Origin of the sequence: Enterobacter roggenkampii (assembly GCF_001729805.1) — a bacterium.
GTDB lineage: Bacteria > Pseudomonadota > Gammaproteobacteria > Enterobacterales > Enterobacteriaceae > Enterobacter > Enterobacter roggenkampii.
In genome coordinates this window covers 38,350-57,786 of record NZ_CP017184.1, presented here as the reverse complement: position 1 = coordinate 57,786, position 19,437 = coordinate 38,350, and the positions used below count along the sequence as shown (strand labels likewise).

The 19,437-nt window shown below is 54.4% G+C and carries 20 protein-coding genes and 1 pseudogene; 7 read left to right on the top strand and 14 right to left on the bottom strand.

Translation table 11 applies throughout. The annotated features are described in order from the left end of the window. Positions 1-2 precede the first annotated feature (2 nt). From BFV67_RS00275 to BFV67_RS00245, 7 genes are all read right to left on the bottom strand, one after another. Positions 3-1,700 carry a ShlB/FhaC/HecB family hemolysin secretion/activation protein gene (locus BFV67_RS00275; RefSeq protein ID WP_235610634.1) on the bottom strand — a complete coding sequence of 566 codons (1,698 nt, stop codon included), beginning with the start codon at positions 1,698-1,700 and terminating at the stop codon, positions 3-5. Positions 1,701-1,882: 182 nt separating this feature from the next. Continuing rightward, positions 1,883-2,836: a GlxA family transcriptional regulator gene (locus BFV67_RS00270; RefSeq protein WP_069597714.1), complete on the bottom strand. Its 954-nt coding sequence runs from the start codon at positions 2,834-2,836 to the stop codon at positions 1,883-1,885. A 26-nt stretch (positions 2,837-2,862) separates the two neighbouring features. After that, a complete protein-coding gene (locus BFV67_RS00265) occupies positions 2,863-3,642 on the bottom strand; it encodes an MBL fold metallo-hydrolase (RefSeq protein ID WP_069597713.1) in 780 nt (259 codons plus the stop codon). A gap of 123 nt (positions 3,643-3,765) precedes the next feature. Next, positions 3,766-4,566: a lipoprotein NlpA gene (nlpA, locus tag BFV67_RS00260; protein ID WP_023293717.1), complete on the bottom strand. Its 801-nt coding sequence runs from the start codon at positions 4,564-4,566 to the stop codon at positions 3,766-3,768. Between the two features lie 139 nt (positions 4,567-4,705). Beyond that, positions 4,706-5,104, bottom strand: a complete 399-nt coding sequence (locus BFV67_RS00255; protein ID WP_023293716.1) for a type II toxin-antitoxin system VapC family toxin — start codon at positions 5,102-5,104, stop codon at positions 4,706-4,708. Then, positions 5,101-5,367 carry an antitoxin gene (locus tag BFV67_RS00250; RefSeq protein ID WP_047748111.1) on the bottom strand — a complete coding sequence of 89 codons (267 nt, stop codon included), beginning with the start codon at positions 5,365-5,367 and terminating at the stop codon, positions 5,101-5,103. The genes BFV67_RS00255 and BFV67_RS00250 overlap by 4 nt, the downstream gene beginning before the upstream one ends. Before the next feature lie 129 nt (positions 5,368-5,496). After that, positions 5,497-5,916, bottom strand: coding sequence for a GNAT family N-acetyltransferase (locus BFV67_RS00245; protein ID WP_069597712.1), 420 nt, complete (start codon positions 5,914-5,916; stop codon positions 5,497-5,499). A 140-nt stretch (positions 5,917-6,056) separates the two neighbouring features. Here BFV67_RS00245 and BFV67_RS00240 point away from each other — a divergent pair, with 140 nt between their 5' ends. Next, positions 6,057-6,353 carry a YicS family protein gene (locus tag BFV67_RS00240; protein ID WP_059365122.1) on the top strand — a complete coding sequence of 99 codons (297 nt, stop codon included), beginning with the start codon at positions 6,057-6,059 and terminating at the stop codon, positions 6,351-6,353. 61 nt (positions 6,354-6,414) lie between these two features. Here BFV67_RS00240 and BFV67_RS00235 read toward each other — a convergent pair whose 3' ends face one another. Continuing rightward, a complete protein-coding gene (locus BFV67_RS00235; protein WP_069597711.1) occupies positions 6,415-7,365 on the bottom strand; it encodes a LacI family DNA-binding transcriptional regulator in 951 nt (316 codons plus the stop codon). Positions 7,366-7,658: 293 nt separating this feature from the next. Between BFV67_RS00235 and BFV67_RS00230 the strand changes: the two genes are divergently transcribed. The 6 genes from BFV67_RS00230 to BFV67_RS00205 all read left to right on the top strand — a co-directional run bounded on the left by BFV67_RS00230 (position 7,659) and on the right by BFV67_RS00205 (position 13,573). Further along, a complete protein-coding gene (locus BFV67_RS00230; RefSeq protein ID WP_008500132.1) occupies positions 7,659-7,973 on the top strand; it encodes a PTS sugar transporter subunit IIB in 315 nt (104 codons plus the stop codon). Positions 7,974-7,984: 11 nt separating this feature from the next. Then, the gene (locus BFV67_RS00225; RefSeq protein ID WP_023326395.1) at positions 7,985-9,313 is read left to right on the top strand and encodes a PTS sugar transporter subunit IIC; all 1,329 of its coding nucleotides are present in this window, start codon (positions 7,985-7,987) and stop codon (positions 9,311-9,313) included. Positions 9,314-9,330: 17 nt separating this feature from the next. Next, positions 9,331-10,707, top strand: a complete 1,377-nt coding sequence (locus BFV67_RS00220) for a glycoside hydrolase family 1 protein (protein ID WP_069597710.1) — start codon at positions 9,331-9,333, stop codon at positions 10,705-10,707. Between the two features lie 5 nt (positions 10,708-10,712). Continuing rightward, entirely contained in the window at positions 10,713-11,015 is a 303-nt protein-coding gene (locus tag BFV67_RS00215) for a PTS lactose/cellobiose transporter subunit IIA (protein ID WP_008500136.1), read from the top strand. A gap of 138 nt (positions 11,016-11,153) precedes the next feature. Continuing rightward, positions 11,154-12,533, top strand: coding sequence for a carbohydrate porin (locus BFV67_RS00210; RefSeq protein ID WP_023326394.1), 1,380 nt, complete (start codon positions 11,154-11,156; stop codon positions 12,531-12,533). A gap of 134 nt (positions 12,534-12,667) precedes the next feature. Beyond that, complete coding sequence (locus tag BFV67_RS00205; protein WP_023345167.1) at positions 12,668-13,573, top strand: EamA family transporter; 906 nt, start codon at positions 12,668-12,670, stop codon at positions 13,571-13,573. Between the two features lie 48 nt (positions 13,574-13,621). Here the strand turns inward: BFV67_RS00205 and nepI are convergent, their stop codons facing one another. The 6 genes and pseudogenes from nepI to BFV67_RS00180 form a co-directional block, all read right to left on the bottom strand. Next, on the bottom strand, positions 13,622-14,812 hold the full coding sequence (gene nepI / locus BFV67_RS00200) for a purine ribonucleoside efflux pump NepI (RefSeq protein ID WP_025910692.1): 1,191 nt from the start codon (positions 14,810-14,812) through the stop codon (positions 13,622-13,624). 102 nt (positions 14,813-14,914) lie between these two features. Then, positions 14,915-15,367 carry a DUF1198 domain-containing protein gene (locus BFV67_RS00195; RefSeq protein ID WP_021242696.1) on the bottom strand — a complete coding sequence of 151 codons (453 nt, stop codon included), beginning with the start codon at positions 15,365-15,367 and terminating at the stop codon, positions 14,915-14,917. Between the two features lie 151 nt (positions 15,368-15,518). Next, positions 15,519-16,523: an alpha/beta fold hydrolase gene (locus tag BFV67_RS00190; RefSeq protein ID WP_069597709.1), complete on the bottom strand. Its 1,005-nt coding sequence runs from the start codon at positions 16,521-16,523 to the stop codon at positions 15,519-15,521. 200 nt (positions 16,524-16,723) lie between these two features. Further along, a pseudogene (locus BFV67_RS24850) lies at positions 16,724-16,956 on the bottom strand (type VI secretion system tip protein VgrG); the annotation flags it as partial. 5 nt (positions 16,957-16,961) lie between these two features. Further along, complete coding sequence (locus BFV67_RS00185; protein WP_069597708.1) at positions 16,962-17,435, bottom strand: hypothetical protein; 474 nt, start codon at positions 17,433-17,435, stop codon at positions 16,962-16,964. Between the two features lie 3 nt (positions 17,436-17,438). Then, positions 17,439-19,433 (bottom strand): DUF3289 family protein, encoded by a 1,995-nt coding sequence (locus tag BFV67_RS00180; protein WP_069597707.1) that lies wholly within the window; start codon positions 19,431-19,433, stop codon positions 17,439-17,441. Between the last annotated feature and the right edge of the window lie 4 nt (positions 19,434-19,437).

Here is a 19,437-nt window from a genome sequence, read left to right as displayed (position 1 = left end):
TCTTAAAGCATGAAGGCAATGCGCCAGTTAACGCTCACATGATCCGGGCCGAGCCAGTCGGGGTAGTGCAGGGGCGTACCGACCGAAATCTGGCTGCTGTACCCGCGCCCTGCGCTGTTCAGTCCCACCGAAGCGCCCCACAACGTGCCGGAGGCAAAGCGGTCCTGACGGTCTTTTTCCAGCCAGCCGCCGTCAACGGCGACCGTTGCGCTCACCGCGCCAATCACCGGAAGGGTGAAGAGGGAATATCCCAGCTCGTTGCGCCAGTAGCCGCCGTTGTCCCCGGACAGGTACTGCTCTTTAAAACCGCGCACGGAGCTTTCGCCGCCGAGCGTCAGGCGCTCGGAGCCGTACAGCCGGTCGGGCGACCACTGGCCGTAGGCGCTGGTCAGCCACCAGGCGTTACGGGCTATCGGACGCTGGAAGCTGGCGTTCAGGCTCCATTTACGGAATTCCGCGCGCGGCATATCCCCGGACTTATCTTCGTCGGTTTCGGCATTGAACCACGGCATGCCGTGGCTCCAGGTCGGGTTGAAGGTCGCCACGCCGCCCAGCATTTTTTGCGTGTGCGTAATGCCCAGAATCAGGCTGGAGAGGTTGCGCGTGCTGCTCTGAAGCGGCGCGTCGTTGAGCCAGTTGCGGCTGGATCGCTGAACCACGCCTGCCGCAATGCCGGTTTTCACCTCCCCGTTGCGGAAGACCACCCAGGACGCGTTAAGGCGGTGGGTTTTGGTATCGCCCGTGGAGAGCCAGTTGAATCCCTGGTTACTGATGGTGGTCCGGTAGTTACTCCAGGCGTAGCTGTAGTCCAGTAATCCGTAGCCAAACGGCACGCTGACGCCCGCCTGGAAATTCTGCGCATCGTACGCGCTGGCAAAATCGCTGCTGCGCCCGCCGCTGACAAACCATTTATCCGCCAGCCCCAGCATATTATTGGCGGTGAGCACGCCGCTCAGCTGATCTTCGCCGGTACTCTTCTGCCCGCTATTATCCAGGCTTACCGATGCACTTAAGGGAAATTCCGGCTTTGCCGTAAGATTAACGATGGAATATCCGGCCTGCGTTCCCGGAAGAATTTCAATCTGAACCGGGTCGGTACGCAAACGGTTAATTTGCTCCATGCCCTGTTCGATGTCGCGTAAATTAAGGATGCCGCCCACCCGTCCCGGAAACGCCATTTTTAGCATGCGCGGCGTTTCGCCTTCCAGACGGATCGCTTCCAGTCTGCCTTCCAGCACAACAATATTCAGCTGACCGCCGGAGAGATCCTGCTCGGTAAGAAAAGCGCGGCTGGTGATATATCCCCGGCTGATATACCAGTCAGAAATATGGGCAAGAAGTTCCGTTATTTTCGCCATATCCAGACAGCGGCCCTGCCACGGCGCGACAAGGGTCTGCCGGTTTTTCGGGGAGATTAAGGTCGCACCGGAAAGGGTAATGGTATGAATAGTGAAACAGGGCCCGGAGCCGGTAACAGGCAGCGGTCTGGCAGGCGCAGGGCGAGGAATACTGCGCTCCAGCTCCTCACGCTGTTGCTGGTTCTGTAATAAAAGCTGCTGCTGTTGCTGTTGAATGGAATCGCGATCGGCTGGCGATAAAGGTGCAGCACTCACCCTCGCTGAAAAAAGCGAAAACAATAAGATAGCAACAGCATAATTTACTAATGAAATTATTCTAATTTTTATTTCGGCGCTATTCATCCATGCCACAAACATGTCCGCAATGATTATTTTTGTAATATAAGAGTTTTCTTAAAGCGAGTATATCTAATTTGAATTAAGGCTCCTAAAATTAATAGTTATTTCAGAAGAGTGAGAAGGATATTAAGAGAAAATAAGAAAGGATTTAACTCACCCTTAAATCTTGAGTTAGCCGTAATACACTAGGCATGAAGCCGAAACGTCTTTCGCCACTCCGCCGGACTCACCCCAAAACGCGCCTTAAACTGCTGTCGCCAGGTGACGGCGGAATTAAATCCCACCAGCTCAGCCACGCGTTCAATCGGCATATTTCCGGCTTCCAGCAGGATTTGGCTGCGCCGCAGGCGTTCGGCGGTCAGCCAGTCGGCGACGCTCATCCCTGTAGCGTTCACAAAGTGACGGGTCAGGGTGCGGCGGCTCATCGAGACCACCTCAGCCAGCGAGTCCAGACTATGTTGTTCGGTGATGTGCTGCTGCAGGTAGTCGATCAGGCAGTTAATGCGTCCGTCGCGGGTATCTTTAGGCACCGGCTGGGCGATGAACTGCGCCTGCCCGCCCTCGCGGTGGGGCGGAACAATCATCCGGCGGGCAATCTGGTTAGCAACCACGCTGCCAAAGCGCTGGCGAATGATATACAGGCAGCAGTCCAGCGCGGCGGCAGTCCCGGCAGAGGTAATGATATTGCCGTCATCCACGTAAAGGGCATTAATATCCAGCTGAACGTTCGGGAAGAGCGACTGAAATTGACGTTCGAACTCCCAGTGGGTGGCCGCGCGTTTGCCGTCGAGGATCCCCGCCCAGGCCAGCACAAACGCCCCCAGACACAGCCCGACGATTTCCGCACCGTGGTCCCTCGCCTGTACCAGGCTGTCGAGCAGCGTCTGGGGCGGGCGTTCAAGAACGTGCTGCCAGTAGGGAACGACAACAATATCGGCCTGCCCAATGGCGGTAAAATCCTGCGTGGCGTTGAGGGCAAATCCGTCTTTTGAGGTGAGGAACCCTGGCGTTTCGGCGCAGATCGTCACGTTAAAGCGCTTTTCTCCGGAGACCGAGTCGCCAAACAGAATGCAGGGAACGGAGTAGTGGAACGGGCTGAACCCGTCTACTGCGACAATCGCGACGTTGACTAGCGACATTTGTCTCTCCTTTCCCCTTTAGACACTCAGAATATAACGGTTTCGCCATCCTCAGGAATACTCACCGCGTCACTCACCTGGTTGGCTTCTACGTACTCACGCAGCGCGCTGCGGGTCAACAGGCAGTGGTTAATGGCCTCCATATGGCTCGCCACAATGTTGGCCTGCGGCAGCAGGAAATGAACGTTAAGCACATCTTCCTGCCCCATAATAATGGGCCCAAAACCAATGACGTGGGCATAGCCAGCGTTCAGCACCACCACGTCCGGCTGGTGCTTTTGCAGATCGGCCGCCACCTCGTCACGCCAGACGGTATCCCCGGCAAGGTAGAGCGTCTTCTCATCAGGATGACGCAGCACCACGCCACAGGCCTCGCCCAGCCGCTCCGCCAGTTCGGGCACGGCGTATGCGCGATCGGTACCGTGCTGACCGCCGTGGGTTTTCGCTATCCGGATATCACCAAAGGTGGTTGCGTCAGTCATGACCGTCAGGTTGCTAAACCCCTGGCTGCGCAGCAGCGCGGCATCACGCTCGTTTTGCACGTAGATCGGTTTATCTTTGGCGATCAGCTCCGCCGCGGCGCGATCCCAGTGATCGTCATGGGTATGGGTGACGATCACCGCATCGGCGTCCAGCAGCGTGTTGACGTCTACGGGGAGTTCGACCGTCGGGTTACGGCGTTCGGCATGGGCCGTGCCGGGGAAGCCCGGATAAGCGCCCTGCGGAGCCAGCATAGGGTCGATTAAAAAACGTTTTCCGGCGTAGGTAATCAGCTGGGTGGCGTTGCGAATGTGGGTGATGTTCATGGGCTATCCTCCGATTGGTGTGATAAGGAGGATAGCCAGCCGTCGCGCGGCACGCTGTGGGTTAAAGAGCGATTACCGATGAAATCGGGCCAATTTACGTCACCGTGCTTTATGCGGGTACTTTTACCAGCCCGGCACCGCCCCGCCATTAAAGATCGTCTCCGCCGCTTTCGCCACTTCAGGCGACTGATACGACTGGATAAATTCCTTCACGTTCTCCGCGTCTTTGTTGTCTTCGCGCGTCACCACGATGTTCACGTACGGCGAATTTTTGTCTTCGATAAAGACGCTGTCATGCACCGGCGACAGCCCGGTTTGCTGGATATAGGTGGTGCTGATGATGGCGACATCCACTTTCGGGTCGTCCAGCACGCGCGGCAGCTGCGCCCCTTCGAGCTCCATGATTTTCAGCTGCTTAGGGTTGGCGGTAATATCCAGCGCCGTCGGCAGCAGCCCGGTATCTGGCTTCAGGGTGATGAGCTTCTCTTTTTGCAGCAGCAACAGCGCGCGGCCAAGGTTGGTCGGGTCGTTTGGAATGGCAATGGTTGCGCCGTCCTTCAGGCCAGACACGGATTTGATTTTGCGGGAATAGCCGGCCATCGGGAAGACAAAGGTGTTCGCCACGGCCACCAGCTTGTAGCCATGCGCCTTATTATCCTCTGCAAGGAACGGGCGATGCTGGAAGACGTTGGCATCCAGTTCCCCCTGGTTGGTGGCATCGTTAGGCAACAGCGAGCCGCTGAAGCCCACCAGCTCCACGTCCAGGCCATATTTCTCTTTCGCCACCTTTTTGGCGACTTCCGCCACGTCCTGCTCGGCGCCGTTGATGACGCCGACTTTAATGTGTTTGGCATCGCTGCCACTTTGATCGCACCCGGCCAGCAGTAGGCCAGCCAGTACCAGAGCACCCAATCGACGTTTCACAAGACAGTTCCTTTTGCTGAATGTTGTAGTGACTATATCGACAACGAGGCGGTGAAATAAAAACCGAAAAAGAATCAATAAGAAGGATCGGTTATATGCGGGTATGGCCGGGTGGCGCTGCACCACCGGGCATCAGGGATCACAACGTTGTCGTCCAGTCCTCGACGGCAAGCTCCTGCACCATTCTGAATGCACGATCGTTAGTAACGATCGTTGTTCCCCGACTGATAGCATGTGCAGCGATCAGTTGATCGAGATCCCCCATCACTTTCCCTTTCTTTTCCAGGGTTGCACGGAGTTCACCGTACGTTGCTGCGGCGTCGCTGTCCCAGTCGCAAATCGTGATGGTATTGAGAAACTCCCGGATTGTTTCTTTCAATCTACTGCTTTTCTTCTTGTCAGCACCATACAGCAATTCCGCTTCGGTTATGCTTGAGATACAAACGTCACCCGGCGCCAGACATGTCATTCTGCTTACAACCTCCGGGTGTCGTTTAAACAAGTGACTCACAATATTCGTATCCAGCATATGTCTCATGAGCATGCTCCATCCAGAGGGTCTCTTGTCGTAACACTCTGATTGCGTTCCTCCTTGCTCAAAAACGTATCTGGTACGTCCGTTTCTGCCAGCATGCGGAGAAAATTATCCCAGCTCTTTATTAGAACAGGTTTTGCCGCCAAAACGACATTCCCCTCCTCATCCCGTCGGATGTAGACGCTCTCCGCATTAAACGCGAATTCAGCAGGCAGCATAACGGCCTGATTCTGACCCTTTTTGAATAGTTTTGCTGTGCGTTCCATTGCTATCTCCATGGATGACTTGACCAGGCCAAAGCATGCGCCACGGCCCGAAAAGAAGACAAGCAACACGTTTTAAATTAGGAAAGCGGCTCGCAATAAATAGCAGAATGCATAATGACAGAAACGGGCTTAAAGGGCTTTCGCCAGGTAATGTCGCTGCATGCCCGGGTACGGATAATCCTGCAAAGACATCTGCAGCTGGTACCCCTGTTTTTCATAGAACGGACGCGCCTGGAAGCTGGCGGTATCCACCAGCGCGTGCTTGCAGCCTTTGCGTCTGGCTTCATCTTCCGCCGTTTCGATGAGCTGGCTGCCCACGCCGGATCCGCGTACGGCATCGCTCACCCAGAGAAAGTCGATATTCAGCCAGTCGCCTTTACGCACCCCAATGAGCCCGCCGAGCATGGTGCCGATGTCGTCCCGCACGTAAACGCCAATATCCCCGCTGAATGTGGAGAGATCCAGAAACTGCGCATTGTAGGCTCTCAGGCCCGTGAGTAACTCTTCTTTTTCCTGCGCCGTAACCGCATGAGTAATGCTCAGGTGCATATTTTTCTCCTTGTTATCTGTGCCGTTTCACTATCTCACACACGCAACGTGGAGAAAATTCATACTTTCGGCTGGCGTCGCTACACTGAATGTAACGATATATTTCATGGGAAGCCTGTGACGTCAAAAGGGGGTTGTTGATGAAAGCTGCACACCTTGTCTGCCTGCTGGTTTGTCTGCTGTTCGCCGCGTTTGTCCATGCTCAGGAAAAGGACGATCCGGCGAAAGAGGCGCAGATTAAGCAACAGGTCCTGAAAGATATTAAGAAAACCTGTACGCCACAGAAAAAGCAGAGCGATAAGGCCTGGCAGGGGATGATTTTGTCGTCAGAGGCCAATCAGCTGCTGATCAAAAATGCCGTTACCGCCGTGAAGCGTGACAACCTGGACGCCTACTGGGCGGCAATTGGTCAGGTGGATTGTATGGAAGATTATTGAGGGCTGGAAACGTGCTTCTCGCCGGGTGGCGGCTGCGCCTTACCCGGCCTACACAACATGTTTAACGCTTACGCACGTCTGGAATGATCAAATCCCCGCGCAGCACATACGAGCCCAGCATCTGCGTTTTCTCCGTCAGCCAGCTCACGATACGCGCCGCCATCGCATCCATAGAATATTCAATCGCCGGGATCACCGGAATACCCGGCAGGTGCAGCGATCCGGCCAGGCTAAAGACCATAATGTCGTCCGGCACGGATTTATTAAACGCCTGCAGCTGCGGGATCACCCGCTGGGCTTCCTGCTCGTCCGCCACCAGCAGCGCGTTGAAGTTCAGCGTGCTGGCGTTATTCAGCAGCTCCTGTAGCGCAACGGACGACGAGGTCGCGTCCATGAACACAAGGTTGCGATTAAAGGGCAGGAAATTTTTCTCCAGCGCGTGCTTGTAGCCGAGCAGCACCTGGTCAGCAAAACCGCTGCCGTGCGGATGGATCAGGGCAATCTGGCGTCGCCCCTGGCTGGTCAGGTAGTTACAGGCGGTTTCGGCGGCAAAGGCGTGATCGAACTGGATGCTGTTGGAATTATCAGACTCCATGCAGTCCACCAGAATGACGTTGTCCATGTCGACGTCCAGCGGGAAACGCGCGCCAATCACCAGGATGTCATCGCAAAGCCCGCAGGAGAATTCCTCAAGAGCGTGCATCACTTCCGCTTTGCTGTGCGCGAAACGCAGCAGCAGGTGTTTTTGATGCTGGCTGAGCTGTTTTTCCAGCGCGTAGAGATAACCGGTGGTCTGGTTAATGTTTTCCTGGGCGCAAATCACCCCGATACAGCCCGTCGACTGGCTCAGCAGCGACTGGGCAATCACATTAGGCCGGTAGTTAAGCTCATCCACTGCCTTCAGAACGGCCTGACGGCTGGCTTCCTTTACGCCACGCGACCCACTCAACACTCGCGATACCGTGGCTTTAGACACCCCGGCAAGACGTGATACATCATTGATTGTCGACATCTCTTTCCCCTGGCAGGCTTACCTCGCGCCTGCAAATTCCATGACCGCTTCGGCTCACATTATAGCCAGAGCGGAGTATATCCGTTTCCGTTTTCCATGGAAACCGATTTTCCGTTTCCACTCCAAATGATGTCAAAACAGCCAAATTATGTGACCTGCATCCGGTTAATTAGCCTCATAAGTATTGGATCTTGATGGTTGTCACAGTTCTGTCTTTTATGAATGGAAACCGGTTTCCGTATCATGTCCAATCATCCTCGCAATAACTTTTTACATTTAGAGGATGGTTGTCGATGTTCAAGATTATGCTGTGCTGCTCTGCCGGGATGTCCACCAGCCTGTTGGTCAGCAAAATGGTCGATGTCGCGAAAGAACGTGGTTTGCCGGTGAAGATTGATGCGTACGGTGTTTCCGAATTTGATACGCAGTTTCCGCAATACCAGGTGGTACTTCTCGGACCGCAAGTGAAATACATGTTACAGACACTCTCAGACAAGGCGGCGACGCATGGCATTCCGGTGCAGCCCATCGACATGATGGACTACGGCATGCAGCGTGGCGATAAAGTACTGGACTTTGCTCTGTCGCTCATCGAAGCGGCACACTAAAAGGTGTTCACATGAGTTCGTTATATCAATCCATGGTTGCGGTGATTGAGCAGTCAATTACCCCGCTGGCCGCGAAGCTCGGTCAGCAAAAGTACGTGATTGCCATCCGCGACGGCTTTACCGCCGCGCTGCCGTTTATGATCATCGGCTCGTTTATGCTGGTGTTCATCTTTCCGCCGTTCTCGGCGGATACCACTAACAGCTTCGCCCGCGGCTGGCTGGATTTCTCCCAAACCTACCGCGAACAGCTGATGCTGCCGTTTAACCTCAGCATGGGCGTGATGACCTTCTTCATCTCGGTAGGGATTGGGGCGAGCCTGGGGCGTCAGTTTAACCTCGACCCGGTGATGTCCGGCCTGCTGGCCTTTATGGCCTTCCTGCTGGTCGCCGCGCCGTATGCCGACGGCAAAATCTCAACCCAGTACCTCTCCGGCCAGGGCATCTTCACCGCGCTGATCACCGCCATTTACTCAACCCGCGTGTACGCCTGGCTGAAGCAGAACAACGTCACCATCCGCCTGCCGAAGGAAGTGCCCACCGGCGTGGCGCGTTCGTTTGAGATCCTGATCCCGGTGATGGTGGTGATCGGCACGCTGCACCCGCTGAACCTGTTCATTGAAGCGCAGACCGGGATGATTATCCCGCAGGCGATCATGCACCTGCTGGAGCCGCTGGTGTCCGCGTCTGACTCCCTGCCCGCCATTCTGCTCTCCGTGCTGCTGTGCCAGATCTTCTGGTTCGCGGGTATCCACGGCTCGCTGATTGTTACCGGCATCATGAACCCGTTCTGGATGGCGAACCTCTCGGCAAACCAGGCGGCACTGGCCGCAGGCGCGGCGCTGCCGCACGTTTATCTGCAGGGCTTCTGGGATCACTACCTGCTGATTGGCGGCGTCGGTTCCACCCTGCCGCTGGCCTTCCTGCTGCTGCGCAGCCGCGTTACCCACCTGCGCACCATCGGCAAAATGGGCGTGGTGCCAAGCTTCTTTAACATCAACGAGCCGATTCTGTTCGGCGCGCCGATCATCATGAACCCGATGCTGTTTATCCCGTTCGTGTTCGTTCCGCTGGTCAACGCCTGCCTGGCGTACGGCGCCACGAAGCTCGGCTGGCTGGCACAGGTGGTCTCGTTAACCCCGTGGACTACGCCCGCGCCGATTGGCGCCTCGTGGGCGGCGAACTGGGCGCTGAGCCCGGTGGTGATGTGCCTCGTCTGCATGGTGATGTCGGCGCTGATGTACCTGCCGTTCCTGCGCGCCTATGAGCGTACGCTGATTAAAAACGAAGAGCAGAAAGCCCAGGCTGCAGCCGTGGGTGCCGCTGAAGCCACAAGCAATTAAGTCAAAGAGGAAGGGTCATGAAATACGCATTTCCCGATAACTTCTGGTGGGGCAGCGCAAGCTCCGCTCTCCAGACGGAAGGGACACGAGAGGGTGAAACCACGTGGGACTACTGGTTTGCCCGCGAGCCGAACCGTTTTCACAACGGCGTGGGGCCGCAGCACACCTCCACGTTTTATCAGCACTGGAAAACGGACATTCAGCTGTTAAAACAGCTGAACCACAACAGCTTTCGTACCTCGATTAGCTGGGCGCGCCTGATCCCCGATGGTATCGGTGAAGTGAACCCGGACGCGGTCGATTTTTATAATCAGGTCATTGATGAGCTGAATGAACAGGGCATCACGCCGTTTATCACCCTGTTCCATTTCGACATGCCGATGGCGATGCAGGAGATAGGCGGCTGGGAAAACCGTGACGTGGTGGACGCGTACGCCCGCTATGCGCAGATTTGCTTCGAGCTGTTCGGCGACCGCGTGCTGCACTGGTTTACCTTCAACGAGCCGATCGTGCCGGTGGAAGGCGGTTATCTGTACGACTTCCACTACCCCAACGTAGTGGATTTCCGCCGGGCGGCCACCGTGGCGTATCACACGGTGCTGGCCCATGCGAAGGCGGTTCAGGCCTACCGCGCCGGGCACTACGCGGGGGAGATCGGCATCGTGCTGAACCTGACGCCGTCGTATCCGCGTTCGCAGAACCCGGCAGACGTGAAGGCGGCGCACGTTGCGGATCTGATGTTTAACCGCAGCTTCCTCGACCCGGTCCTGCGCGGCGAATACCCGGCCGATCTGGTGGCGCTGCTGAAATCTTACGACCAGCTGCCCGCCTGCAAGCCGGAAGACGGTTTCCTGATTGCGGAAGGGAAAATCGACCTGCTCGGCATTAACTACTATCAGCCGCGCCGCGTGAAGTGTCGCGACAGCGCGGTGAACCCGCAGTCGCCGTTTATGCCGGAATGGTTCTTTGATAGCTACGAAATGCCGGGCCGCAAGATGAACCCCTACCGCGGCTGGGAAATCTACGCGCCGGGTATTTACGATATTCTGGTTAACCTGCGCGACAATTACGGCAACCCCCGCTGCTTTATTTCTGAAAACGGCATGGGCGTCGAAAACGAGCAACGTTTTATTGAAAATGGCCAGATTAACGATCAATACCGCATTGATTTTATATCTGAGCATTTAACGTGGCTGCATAAAGGCATAAGCGAAGAGTGTAATTGTCTTGGCTACCATATGTGGACATTTATTGATAACTGGTCGTGGTGCAATGCCTATAAAAACCGCTACGGATTTATCCAGCTCGATCTGGAGACGCAGCAGCGCACCATTAAGAAAAGCGGGGAGTGGTTTGCCGCCACCGCCTTAAATAATAGCTTTGATAAAGAGTAATGATGATGATCGCACTAGAAGAAGCCGTAATGGAAATTATCGTCAATGCCGGGCAGTCCCGCAGCCTGTGCTTTGAAGCGCTGCACGCGGCGCGTCAGGGCAACATTGACGAGGCCAAAAGCCTGCTGCGCGAAGCCGACGGCTACGCGCGTCAGGCGCATAAGATGCAGACCAAACTGATCGAGCAGGACGCGGGCGAAGCCCGCCAGCCGATGACCTTAATTATGGTGCATGCGCAGGATCATTTAATGAACTCCTTATTAGCGCGTGAATTATCCGAAGAAATTATTCATTTATATCAGAGATAGTCTATGGCGAAATAAATTACTGTAATACCTCTGTACCTAAAACTAGAAATCCACTTGTTCTGATGATAGCGACATATTCTGTCAGATCGGAGCGGGATGGTTATTGTCTGAATAAAATTAAACTATATTGAGATAACCATGAATACGATTAAAAAACTTCCATTAACCATGGCGGTTATCGCCGCGCTTTGCCCAATTTCCGTGCTCGCCCAGGAATTCACGCAGGAGCAAATCGACGCCATTGTGGCGAAAGCGGTGGATAAAGCCCTGGCCGAACGTCAGGCCAAAATGGATGCCGCCGTCGCGAAAAAAGCGGACGTGGTGACCGAGCCGCAGAGCGCGGCGCAATCCCCGGACATGGCGATTCCGTTCGGGATTAAATTTACCGGCTACGCCCGCTACGGCGCACACTTCCAGGCCGCCGATCAGAAATACGTGGCGGTGGATGGCTCCTACAACGGCGCGTCCGCGATCGGTCGTCTGGGTAACGAAGGCAACGGCGGCGAGTTCCAGCTCTCCAAGGCCTTCAAGGGCGAAAACGGCGCCATCTGGGACATCAACGTGATGATCGACCACTGGGGCGACGAAGTTAACCTGAAAAAAGCCTACGCGGGGGTGACCAACATTATGGCCTCCAACCCGAACGCCTATTTCTGGGCCGGTCGCGACTTCCACCAGCGTCCGCAGCAGGGCATCAACGATTACTTCTGGATGAACCACGACGGCCAGGGCGCCGGGGTGAAGAACTTCGATATCGGCGGCGTGCAGTTTGACGTCGCTGCCGTGGCGGCAGTGGAATCCTGTAGCCCGGAAGTGATGGAAGACGAAGCGAACCCGTCACGCATCACCTGTACCGGCGGGTCCGGCACGGGCGACAAAGGTAACTACGCGGCCACCTCTAAAATCCACGGTATGAAGCTCGGTCCGCTGGATCTGGAGCTGTACGCCAACTACGGCTTTGATTCAAAAGCGGTAGAGAGCGACGAGCGTCTGAACGCCTGGCAGGGTGGCGTGGTGCTGAGCCATACCAACGACAGCGGCGTGAACAAGGTGATTGCCCGCTACTCCGATAACTCGGACAACAGCGTGTTCAATAAAACCGAAGACCTGACCACGGTCTACGCCAGTTTCGAAGGGCTGTACAAATTCACCCAGGCCACGCAGGTGGAGTACATCCTCGCCTTCCACGACTACGACAACAGCCGTGATAAGACCGACAACCGTAAGAACTACAACGCCATCGTGCGCCCGATGCACTGGTGGAACGACGTTCACTCTACCTGGCTGGAAGCGGGCTGGCAGCACGTGGATTACGACAACGGCGGCGACAACAAAGGCTGGAAGCTGACCCTGTCGCAGAACATGTCTATCGCCATGGGGCCGGAGTTCCGTCCGATGCTGCGCTTCTACGTGACCGGCGGCAAGGTGGATAACGCACGCACCGCGCGCGTGAACAACACCAAAGACGAGACGCTCGACGACTTCAACGTCGGCGCGATGTGGGAGGCGTGGTTCTAGTAGAGCGTCGTTTGTTTCGCCCGGCGGCGCTGCGCTTGCACGGGCCTACAAGGTTTTGTAGGCCGGGTAAGCGTAGCGCCACCCGGCAAGATCCCATGTTATGCTACAAAAAAACCAACATAACAGGGGAGAAAATGGGTTCCACACGTAAAGGGATGCTGAACGTCCTGATCGCCGCCGTTTTATGGGGCAGTTCCGGCGTTTGCGCGCAGTACATCATGGAGAAAAGCCACATTTCTTCGCCTTACCTGACCATGGTTCGCCTGCTGTTTACCGGCGTGATCCTGCTGACGCTCTCCTTCGTTCACGGCGACAAAATTTTCTCGGTCATCAAGCATCGCAAAGACGCCCTCAGCCTGCTGTTTTTCTCGCTGGTCGGCGCGCTCACCGTGCAGCTCACCTTCCTGCTGACGATTGAAAAATCCAACGCCGCGACGGCCACCGTGCTGCAGTTTCTGTCGCCAACGATTATCGTGGCATGGTTCGCGCTGGCGCGGAAAAAGCGCCCCGGCGTGTTTGTTTTGTCCGCGATTGTGACCTCGCTTGTCGGGACGTTCCTGCTGGTCACCCACGGCGACCCAACCTCGCTCTCCATCTCGCCTGCCGCCCTGTTCTTCGGCATCGCCTCGGCGTTTGCCGCCGCGTTTTACACCACCTATCCGTCAACGCTGATTGCCCGTTACGGCACATTGCCGATTGTCGGCTGGAGTATGTTGATTGCCGGATTAATGCTGACGCCGTTCTACGCCGGACGCGGCACCACCTTCGTGATCGACGGCGGCCTGCTGCTGGCGTTTTTCTACCTGGTGGTGATTGGCACCGCGCTGACGTTCAGCCTGTATCTGAAAGGCGCACAGATGATCGGCGGGCCGAAGGCGAGCATCCTGAGCTGCGCCGAACCCTTGAGCAGCGCGCTGCTGTCGGTGATTTTGCTGGGCGTGGCGTTTACCCTGCCGGACTGGCTGGGGACGCTGCTGATCGTGTCGTCGGTGGTGCTGATTTCGATGGATTCGCGTAGAAGGGTTAAGGCATCGGCGTAGCCTGATGCCCTCACCCCAACCCTCTCCCACGGGAGAGGGAGAAAAACACTACTTCGCTTTAACCTTCCCTGCCACCAGCAGCGCCGTCAGCAGCATCAGCGTGCCGGAAATCACCAGCGGTGACGTTAGCCCCAGATGGTCAAGCGCCACGCCGCCAATGGCCGCGCCGCAGGTGTTCGCCAGCTGGATCACCGCCACCTGAATCGACCCGGCTTTTTCCGCCTGATCGGCAAGCGAGCGGGTGATCCACGTCGACCAGCCCACCGGCACCAGCGCAAAGGCAAAGCCCCAGATAATCGCAATGGCAGACGCGACCCACTTATCGCTGCCCCACAGCACCAGCACCGTGGCGCTCGCCGCCAGCACCAGCGGCGCACCCGCCAGCGCCACTTTCAGGGAGCGTTTCAGGAACTGGGACGACAGCGAAGTACCGACAAAGCTGGCGATACCGAAGCTCAGCAGCACCAGCGTCAGACCGTCCACGTCAAAGCCCGCCATGGTCATAAACACCGGGCGGATATAGGTAAAGAAGGCAAACTGCCCGGCAAAGGCCATAAAGATGGCGGTCATCCCCGCCAGCACGCCGGGGCGCTTGAGCAGCGCGAACATGTTCTGCTTATGGTGCGCCGCTTCGCCCGGCAGGGACGGCAGCGCTTTCCACACCCAAATGATGCAGAGCAGGCCCATCACCGCCGCGGCGTTGAAGACGTTACGCCAGCCGATAATCCCGCCGAGGAAGCTGCCTAACGGCGCGGCGATCACCAGCGCGATGGAGACCGCGCCAAAGATAACGGACAGGGCCTTCGGCACCGTACGCGCCGGCACCAGGCGCATGGTGAGCGAGGCCGACATCGCCCAGAAGCCGCCGAGCCCCAGCCCCAGGCAGGCGCGACCGAGCAGCAGCAGGGTGAAGCTTTCCGCGAAGGAGACCAGCAGGCAGGAGAGCGTCAGCAGCACGCTGAACAGAATGACCACCTTGCGGCGGTCGATGGTGCCAATCACCTGGGTGATAAACAGGCTGGCAAACATCGCCACAAAGGCGGTGACGGTAACGGACTGCCCCGCCACGCCTTCGGAAATGCCCAGATCCTGCGCCATTGGCGTCAGCAGGCTCACCGGCAGAAACTCAACGGTAATCAGGCAGGCGACGCAGAACGCCACGGAGAAAACCGCCGACCAGTTGGGGCGAGTAACCTCTTTGGTCTGCGGTCGGGTCGTGGGCTGGATATGTTCTGTCATGGCGTCACCTGAAGATAAAAACGTGCGGAAAAGTCGCGCAGTTTATCATCAAAAGTGTGACGAATTTAACGTTTAGACAACTTTTGTCGTTTTTACAGGGGATCAGTGCAGGTAAAACACGCCCTCTTCCGGCAGGAAGAGCTGGTTATAGCGTAGCTGGAAGGCGTTCAGCTCCTGCGGATCGGGCTCCATCTCGCGCATAAAGCCAAGCGCCAGACGAATTTGCGCATCGGTAATGGGCGCGGCCAGGCGGGCTTTACGCAGCATGCGGTGCCAGGCGTGCAGGTTCTCCTCGCTGCCGTCGACAATGCAGACCTGCCAGATCAGCAGCACCTGCGCGGCGTTTTGCAGATGCGCCTCGTCCGGCCGTTCAAGGTAGCGGATAAACTCATTGCCCGGCGTTTTACCGAACTGATCGATCATCGACTCAACCGGCATCGGGGTGATGCCAAGACGCTCGCTTAAACGTTTGATGGCGCGGCGGGAATCTGAGGTCAGGACGCGAAATCCCACCACAAAGACCACGGCAAGCGTTGCCAGCATTATCCAGACCATGCGTTCTCCTTAGACTAGCCGCCCATCTTAGCGGGAAACACCACGCGCCGACAGCGGGCAGCGCCAGAATAGTGAATCGAAAAAAGCTGGATAAATGCGATGAAAGCAGATCCGCGCAGGCGTGCCTGCGCGGGCTGTTGCTGGAAACCCGTCAGCGAGCCTGAAGCCCTTTCAACAGCGCCTCGTGGAAGCGTTGCGGATCCTGCATCTGCGGCGCGTGGCCCATGTCGTTAAATTCTACCAGCGTCGCGTGCGGGAGGCGCTTCGCCGTCTCTTTGCCCAGCACCGCATAATTGCCGAGCGTCATGCGGATCTCCGGCGGGGCTAGGTCTTTCCCGATGGCGGTGTTGTCCGTTGTGCCGATCATCAATAATACCGGCATCTTCAGGTCGCTAAATTCATAGATAACCGGCTGGGTGTAAATCATGTCGTAGAGCAGCGCCGAGTTCCACGCCACGCGCACTTTGCCCGGCCCGTTGTTCAGCCCGGCGAGCATGGTGACCCAGCGCTCGTACTCCGGCTTCCACTCCCCGGCGTAGTAGGTGTTTTTCTCGTACTGACGAATGCCGTCGGCGCTGACCTTCAGCTCGCGCTGGTACCACTGGTCAACCGTGATATGCGGCACGCCGCGCGCTTTCCAGTCTTCAAGCCCTATCGGGTTGACCATCACCAGCTGCTCTACCTGCTGCGGCCACATCAGCGCGTAGCGGGTCGCCAGCATGCCGCCGGTAGAGTGGCCGATAACCGTCGCGCGATCGACGCCAAGCGATGTCAGCAGCGCGTGGGTGTTGTCCGCCAGCTGCTGGAAGGTGTACTGATAATGCGCCGGCTTGGTGGATTTACAGAAACCAATCTGGTCGGGTGCAATCACGCGATAGCCGCTGGCCGACAGCGCGCGAATAGTGCCGTCCCAGGTTCCGGCGCAGAAGTTTTTGCCGTGCATCAGCACCACGGTGCGGCCGTTGGGTTTTTCCGGCTTCACGTCCAGGTAAGCCATATCCAGAGGCTGGTTCTGCGAGGTAAAGGTAAAGTGTTCTACCGGCCAGCCGTAGTCAAAACCTTCCAGCTTCTCGCCGTACGTGGGGGCATTAGCGGCCATTGCGGGGGAGGCCAGCGCCATCAGCAGCGCCAGGCAGGACAATCGTTGGGTCAACATGCAAGCTCTCCGTTAGCAAAAGGGGCTAAGGCTGCACGAAAGGCGGCAGCAAAAACACTGTAGAGCATGGAGAGGAGCGGGTGTGTAAAGCGGGGTAAAGGTAGTATGAAATATCGTTCTTATCACTGCTCCCAAACCATCCATGGACGATACCATGCACTGCCGAGCGCTATCGTTCAGCCTTGCCTGCTGGTGGCGTTGTCATCGTCCGCCTTCCGGTACGGTGCTGCGTAGCTGTAGTGCTTGTCTTACTGCGTACGCTCACTGTAGCATCCATCGGCGTGGTGGCTGTCCGGTAGTTGTAATCCCGCGTGGCGACGGTACGGTGGCAACACTGTGCTAGTGTCCGCACATCCCAGACCGATTCTGCCGCCCCGTCAAACAGACCCGATAGCTCGCGGTACGGCAGACGCACATCAAATCGGTAGAATAAAATATTCAGTCCACAAAACTTATATAAAGTTTTTTATTGCCAAACTCCCCGATCAATCTATCGCCATATATCTGCTTATCAATGCCTATATAAAACAACCTTTCATCTTTCGAAATGCAATTATCTATCTTACCTTTAAGACATAACTGATAATCGCCTACCCAGTACTTAACTTCCTCACTATCATGAGGAGGCTCAATCTTGTTTTTTATAAAAAGTATATAATCGCATTTATTAACAAAAGGCTTCCACTGATCCAAAATGAATGTTTTCTCTCGACTCCATAATTTAGTAAGGTTTGATTTCGTCAGCGGAGCATTATCTACCAATACAATAGTTGATTTACATTCACTATCCCAGCGCTTATCATAAGTTATATCTTGATATATTCCAGATATTTTTGCTGGTTTTAAAAACAAATTAATCACGCTTATTATAACGCCGATAATTATCACTAAAAAAATATATTTAAATTTCATTTTTCACCCTTCAACAACCATTGTAAACTCAGCCTCGTTAATGAATGGCATATATCCATATTCAGTATAACGCTGAAGAATGAACCATGAGCAAAACCATGGAGAGTCTTCAAACCATTTCCCATTAACATCAGCAACATCTAAACCAAAGTGATCCTGTATTTGAAATGAAATTTCGGCTTTAAATTTACCGTCACTAACGTCTATATAATTAAGATAAATATGCGTGGAATAAGTACCATGGATAGTTATTCCTAAACCATTAAACCAATCATAGTTATCGAATTTAGGAAGCTTAACACCATTCCTTATTTTTTCATTTAACACGTTTAAGTCATTAACCGTAAGACTCATATAACCATTGTCATCAAGTAATGATTTAATAAACCCCTTAATTTTATTAACACATTCCACTGTAGTTACATGTTCAGAAAATGCCTTATTCAAAAGATTATGCTTTAAAACCCCACCTTCGTTCGCTTTAAACTTTTTGAGCATGATATTTATAAGACTTGAATATTCCCCCCAAGCAGTCCAGTACCCCATACTGTCCATGCTCGTAAAATGCTCATCAATAGTTTTGTCAAAATTAAAAAAGTTAACTTTAAACTCCCGCCCCCAAATGTCAACTTTGTTCATTTTTCCCTGAGCAAGTATCTGCTCTTTCGCCATATCACCGTACCGCATATCATCAGCAGTGAAGTCATTCATTTTTTTGATTGTTTTAAAGATCAAACGGCGTTCTGCTTTTTGTATCTGCGTGATAAATACTCGGGGTTCAAAATGCCAAACCTGACCACTGAGTTCCTTCTGTACCTCAGCAGGCAATTTATCAAAGAAGCATAACGACTTAATGTGTTCCTTGAGTTCATTGTAATCATCATCGGTCAATGGCTCGGGTAGATGATCTGTTTTTGTTTTGACCCATGAAAAACGCGCATCGAATGTTGAAAAATCCCACTCGAATGGAAACTTACAAATTGAGTGTGTAAGCAGATCTTTTGCATCATGATTCTTTTTTTCTGCATATAATTTTTTTATAATTTTTGAATTACACTGGCTATCGCTGGATGCATCGTCATCAATCAGAGACCATCCTGCCCAGTCAGGTAGTTCGGCCTCGCTGTAAGTCATTATATTATTAGTACAGACATCGACCCACCCACTTCCACCAGGGATCGCAATCTTAACCCAATGACTGTAGCCCATGGCATTTTTCAGGAAATCAACCCCTGATGCTTCGCTGATATAATTGACGCCTACAGCAACACTGCCGAGGTGGTCATAGAAACCATCGTCTTTTTTTCGCAGCGTTTTTGTATCTCCCCCACAGTTGATAATATATAAATCTTCCGTCGTGATGTTCGCTGGAGCGTGCACAAAACCTTTAGGAATATTCCCATAAACAGGAGTACCCGCAGGGAAATAATAGTACTCACTACCGTATACAGGCTTAACCCTTCCTGGGAACGCAATATTTATCCCTCCATGAATTCGACCACACAGTACATCGAGCATTTTTTGCTCGCAACAAATCTGGAAGTGGAATGCATTTTTTCCATCCACGACACCCGACGTACCTAAGACTTGCTCACGTTTTATAAGCTTTCCAATATTAGACAAAATTTCAAATCGAACCTGTTTCATGTGCATGGTTAACGAATAAAAAACAAACTCGACAGGATCATCACCAATTAATATCTTATGTCGGATCAGTACACACCCATCGTCCGTTTCCCCATTATAAGCCAGTGGCTTTTTATCTTTGTTTTCGGACGGAGGCCTGGCATAAATAATAGTACCGTCAGCAATTGCCCGGATGGGGTTGGCCTGTGCAACGGAAATATCTGTATGAGGAATATGTATGCCCCCGTGCCATGCACCCGCAGGATTTACGGGATAATTACGTGCAGTATCGACAGGCATGCACTGAAAAATCCAGTCGCTGAAAATGCCATTCGGGGAATATGGTAATAAAATAGGAGGGGAAATATGCATCGTT

Excerpts from the sequence above, each read along its gene's own strand:
- BFV67_RS00275 (WP_235610634.1), bottom strand. The coding sequence starts at position 1,700 with ATGAATAGCGCCGAAATAAAAATTAGAATAATTTCATTAGTAAATTAT.
- BFV67_RS00270 (WP_069597714.1), bottom strand. The coding sequence starts at position 2,836 with ATGTCGCTAGTCAACGTCGCGATTGTCGCAGTAGACGGGTTCAGCCCG.
- BFV67_RS00265 (WP_069597713.1), bottom strand. The coding sequence starts at position 3,642 with ATGAACATCACCCACATTCGCAACGCCACCCAGCTGATTACCTACGCC.
- BFV67_RS00255 (WP_023293716.1), bottom strand. The coding sequence starts at position 5,104 with ATGAGACATATGCTGGATACGAATATTGTGAGTCACTTGTTTAAACGA.
- BFV67_RS00250 (WP_047748111.1), bottom strand. The coding sequence starts at position 5,367 with ATGGAACGCACAGCAAAACTATTCAAAAAGGGTCAGAATCAGGCCGTT.
- BFV67_RS00245 (WP_069597712.1), bottom strand. The coding sequence starts at position 5,916 with ATGCACCTGAGCATTACTCATGCGGTTACGGCGCAGGAAAAAGAAGAG.
- BFV67_RS00240 (WP_059365122.1), top strand. The coding sequence starts at position 6,057 with ATGAAAGCTGCACACCTTGTCTGCCTGCTGGTTTGTCTGCTGTTCGCC.
- BFV67_RS00235 (WP_069597711.1), bottom strand. The coding sequence starts at position 7,365 with ATGTCGACAATCAATGATGTATCACGTCTTGCCGGGGTGTCTAAAGCC.
- BFV67_RS00230 (WP_008500132.1), top strand. The coding sequence starts at position 7,659 with ATGTTCAAGATTATGCTGTGCTGCTCTGCCGGGATGTCCACCAGCCTG.
- BFV67_RS00225 (WP_023326395.1), top strand. The coding sequence starts at position 7,985 with ATGAGTTCGTTATATCAATCCATGGTTGCGGTGATTGAGCAGTCAATT.
- BFV67_RS00220 (WP_069597710.1), top strand. The coding sequence starts at position 9,331 with ATGAAATACGCATTTCCCGATAACTTCTGGTGGGGCAGCGCAAGCTCC.
- BFV67_RS00215 (WP_008500136.1), top strand. The coding sequence starts at position 10,713 with ATGATCGCACTAGAAGAAGCCGTAATGGAAATTATCGTCAATGCCGGG.
- BFV67_RS00210 (WP_023326394.1), top strand. The coding sequence starts at position 11,154 with ATGAATACGATTAAAAAACTTCCATTAACCATGGCGGTTATCGCCGCG.
- BFV67_RS00205 (WP_023345167.1), top strand. The coding sequence starts at position 12,668 with ATGGGTTCCACACGTAAAGGGATGCTGAACGTCCTGATCGCCGCCGTT.
- nepI (WP_025910692.1), bottom strand. The coding sequence starts at position 14,812 with ATGACAGAACATATCCAGCCCACGACCCGACCGCAGACCAAAGAGGTT.
- BFV67_RS00195 (WP_021242696.1), bottom strand. The coding sequence starts at position 15,367 with ATGGTCTGGATAATGCTGGCAACGCTTGCCGTGGTCTTTGTGGTGGGA.
- BFV67_RS00190 (WP_069597709.1), bottom strand. The coding sequence starts at position 16,523 with ATGTTGACCCAACGATTGTCCTGCCTGGCGCTGCTGATGGCGCTGGCC.
- BFV67_RS00185 (WP_069597708.1), bottom strand. The coding sequence starts at position 17,435 with ATGAAATTTAAATATATTTTTTTAGTGATAATTATCGGCGTTATAATA.
- BFV67_RS00180 (WP_069597707.1), bottom strand. The coding sequence starts at position 19,433 with ATGCATATTTCCCCTCCTATTTTATTACCATATTCCCCGAATGGCATT.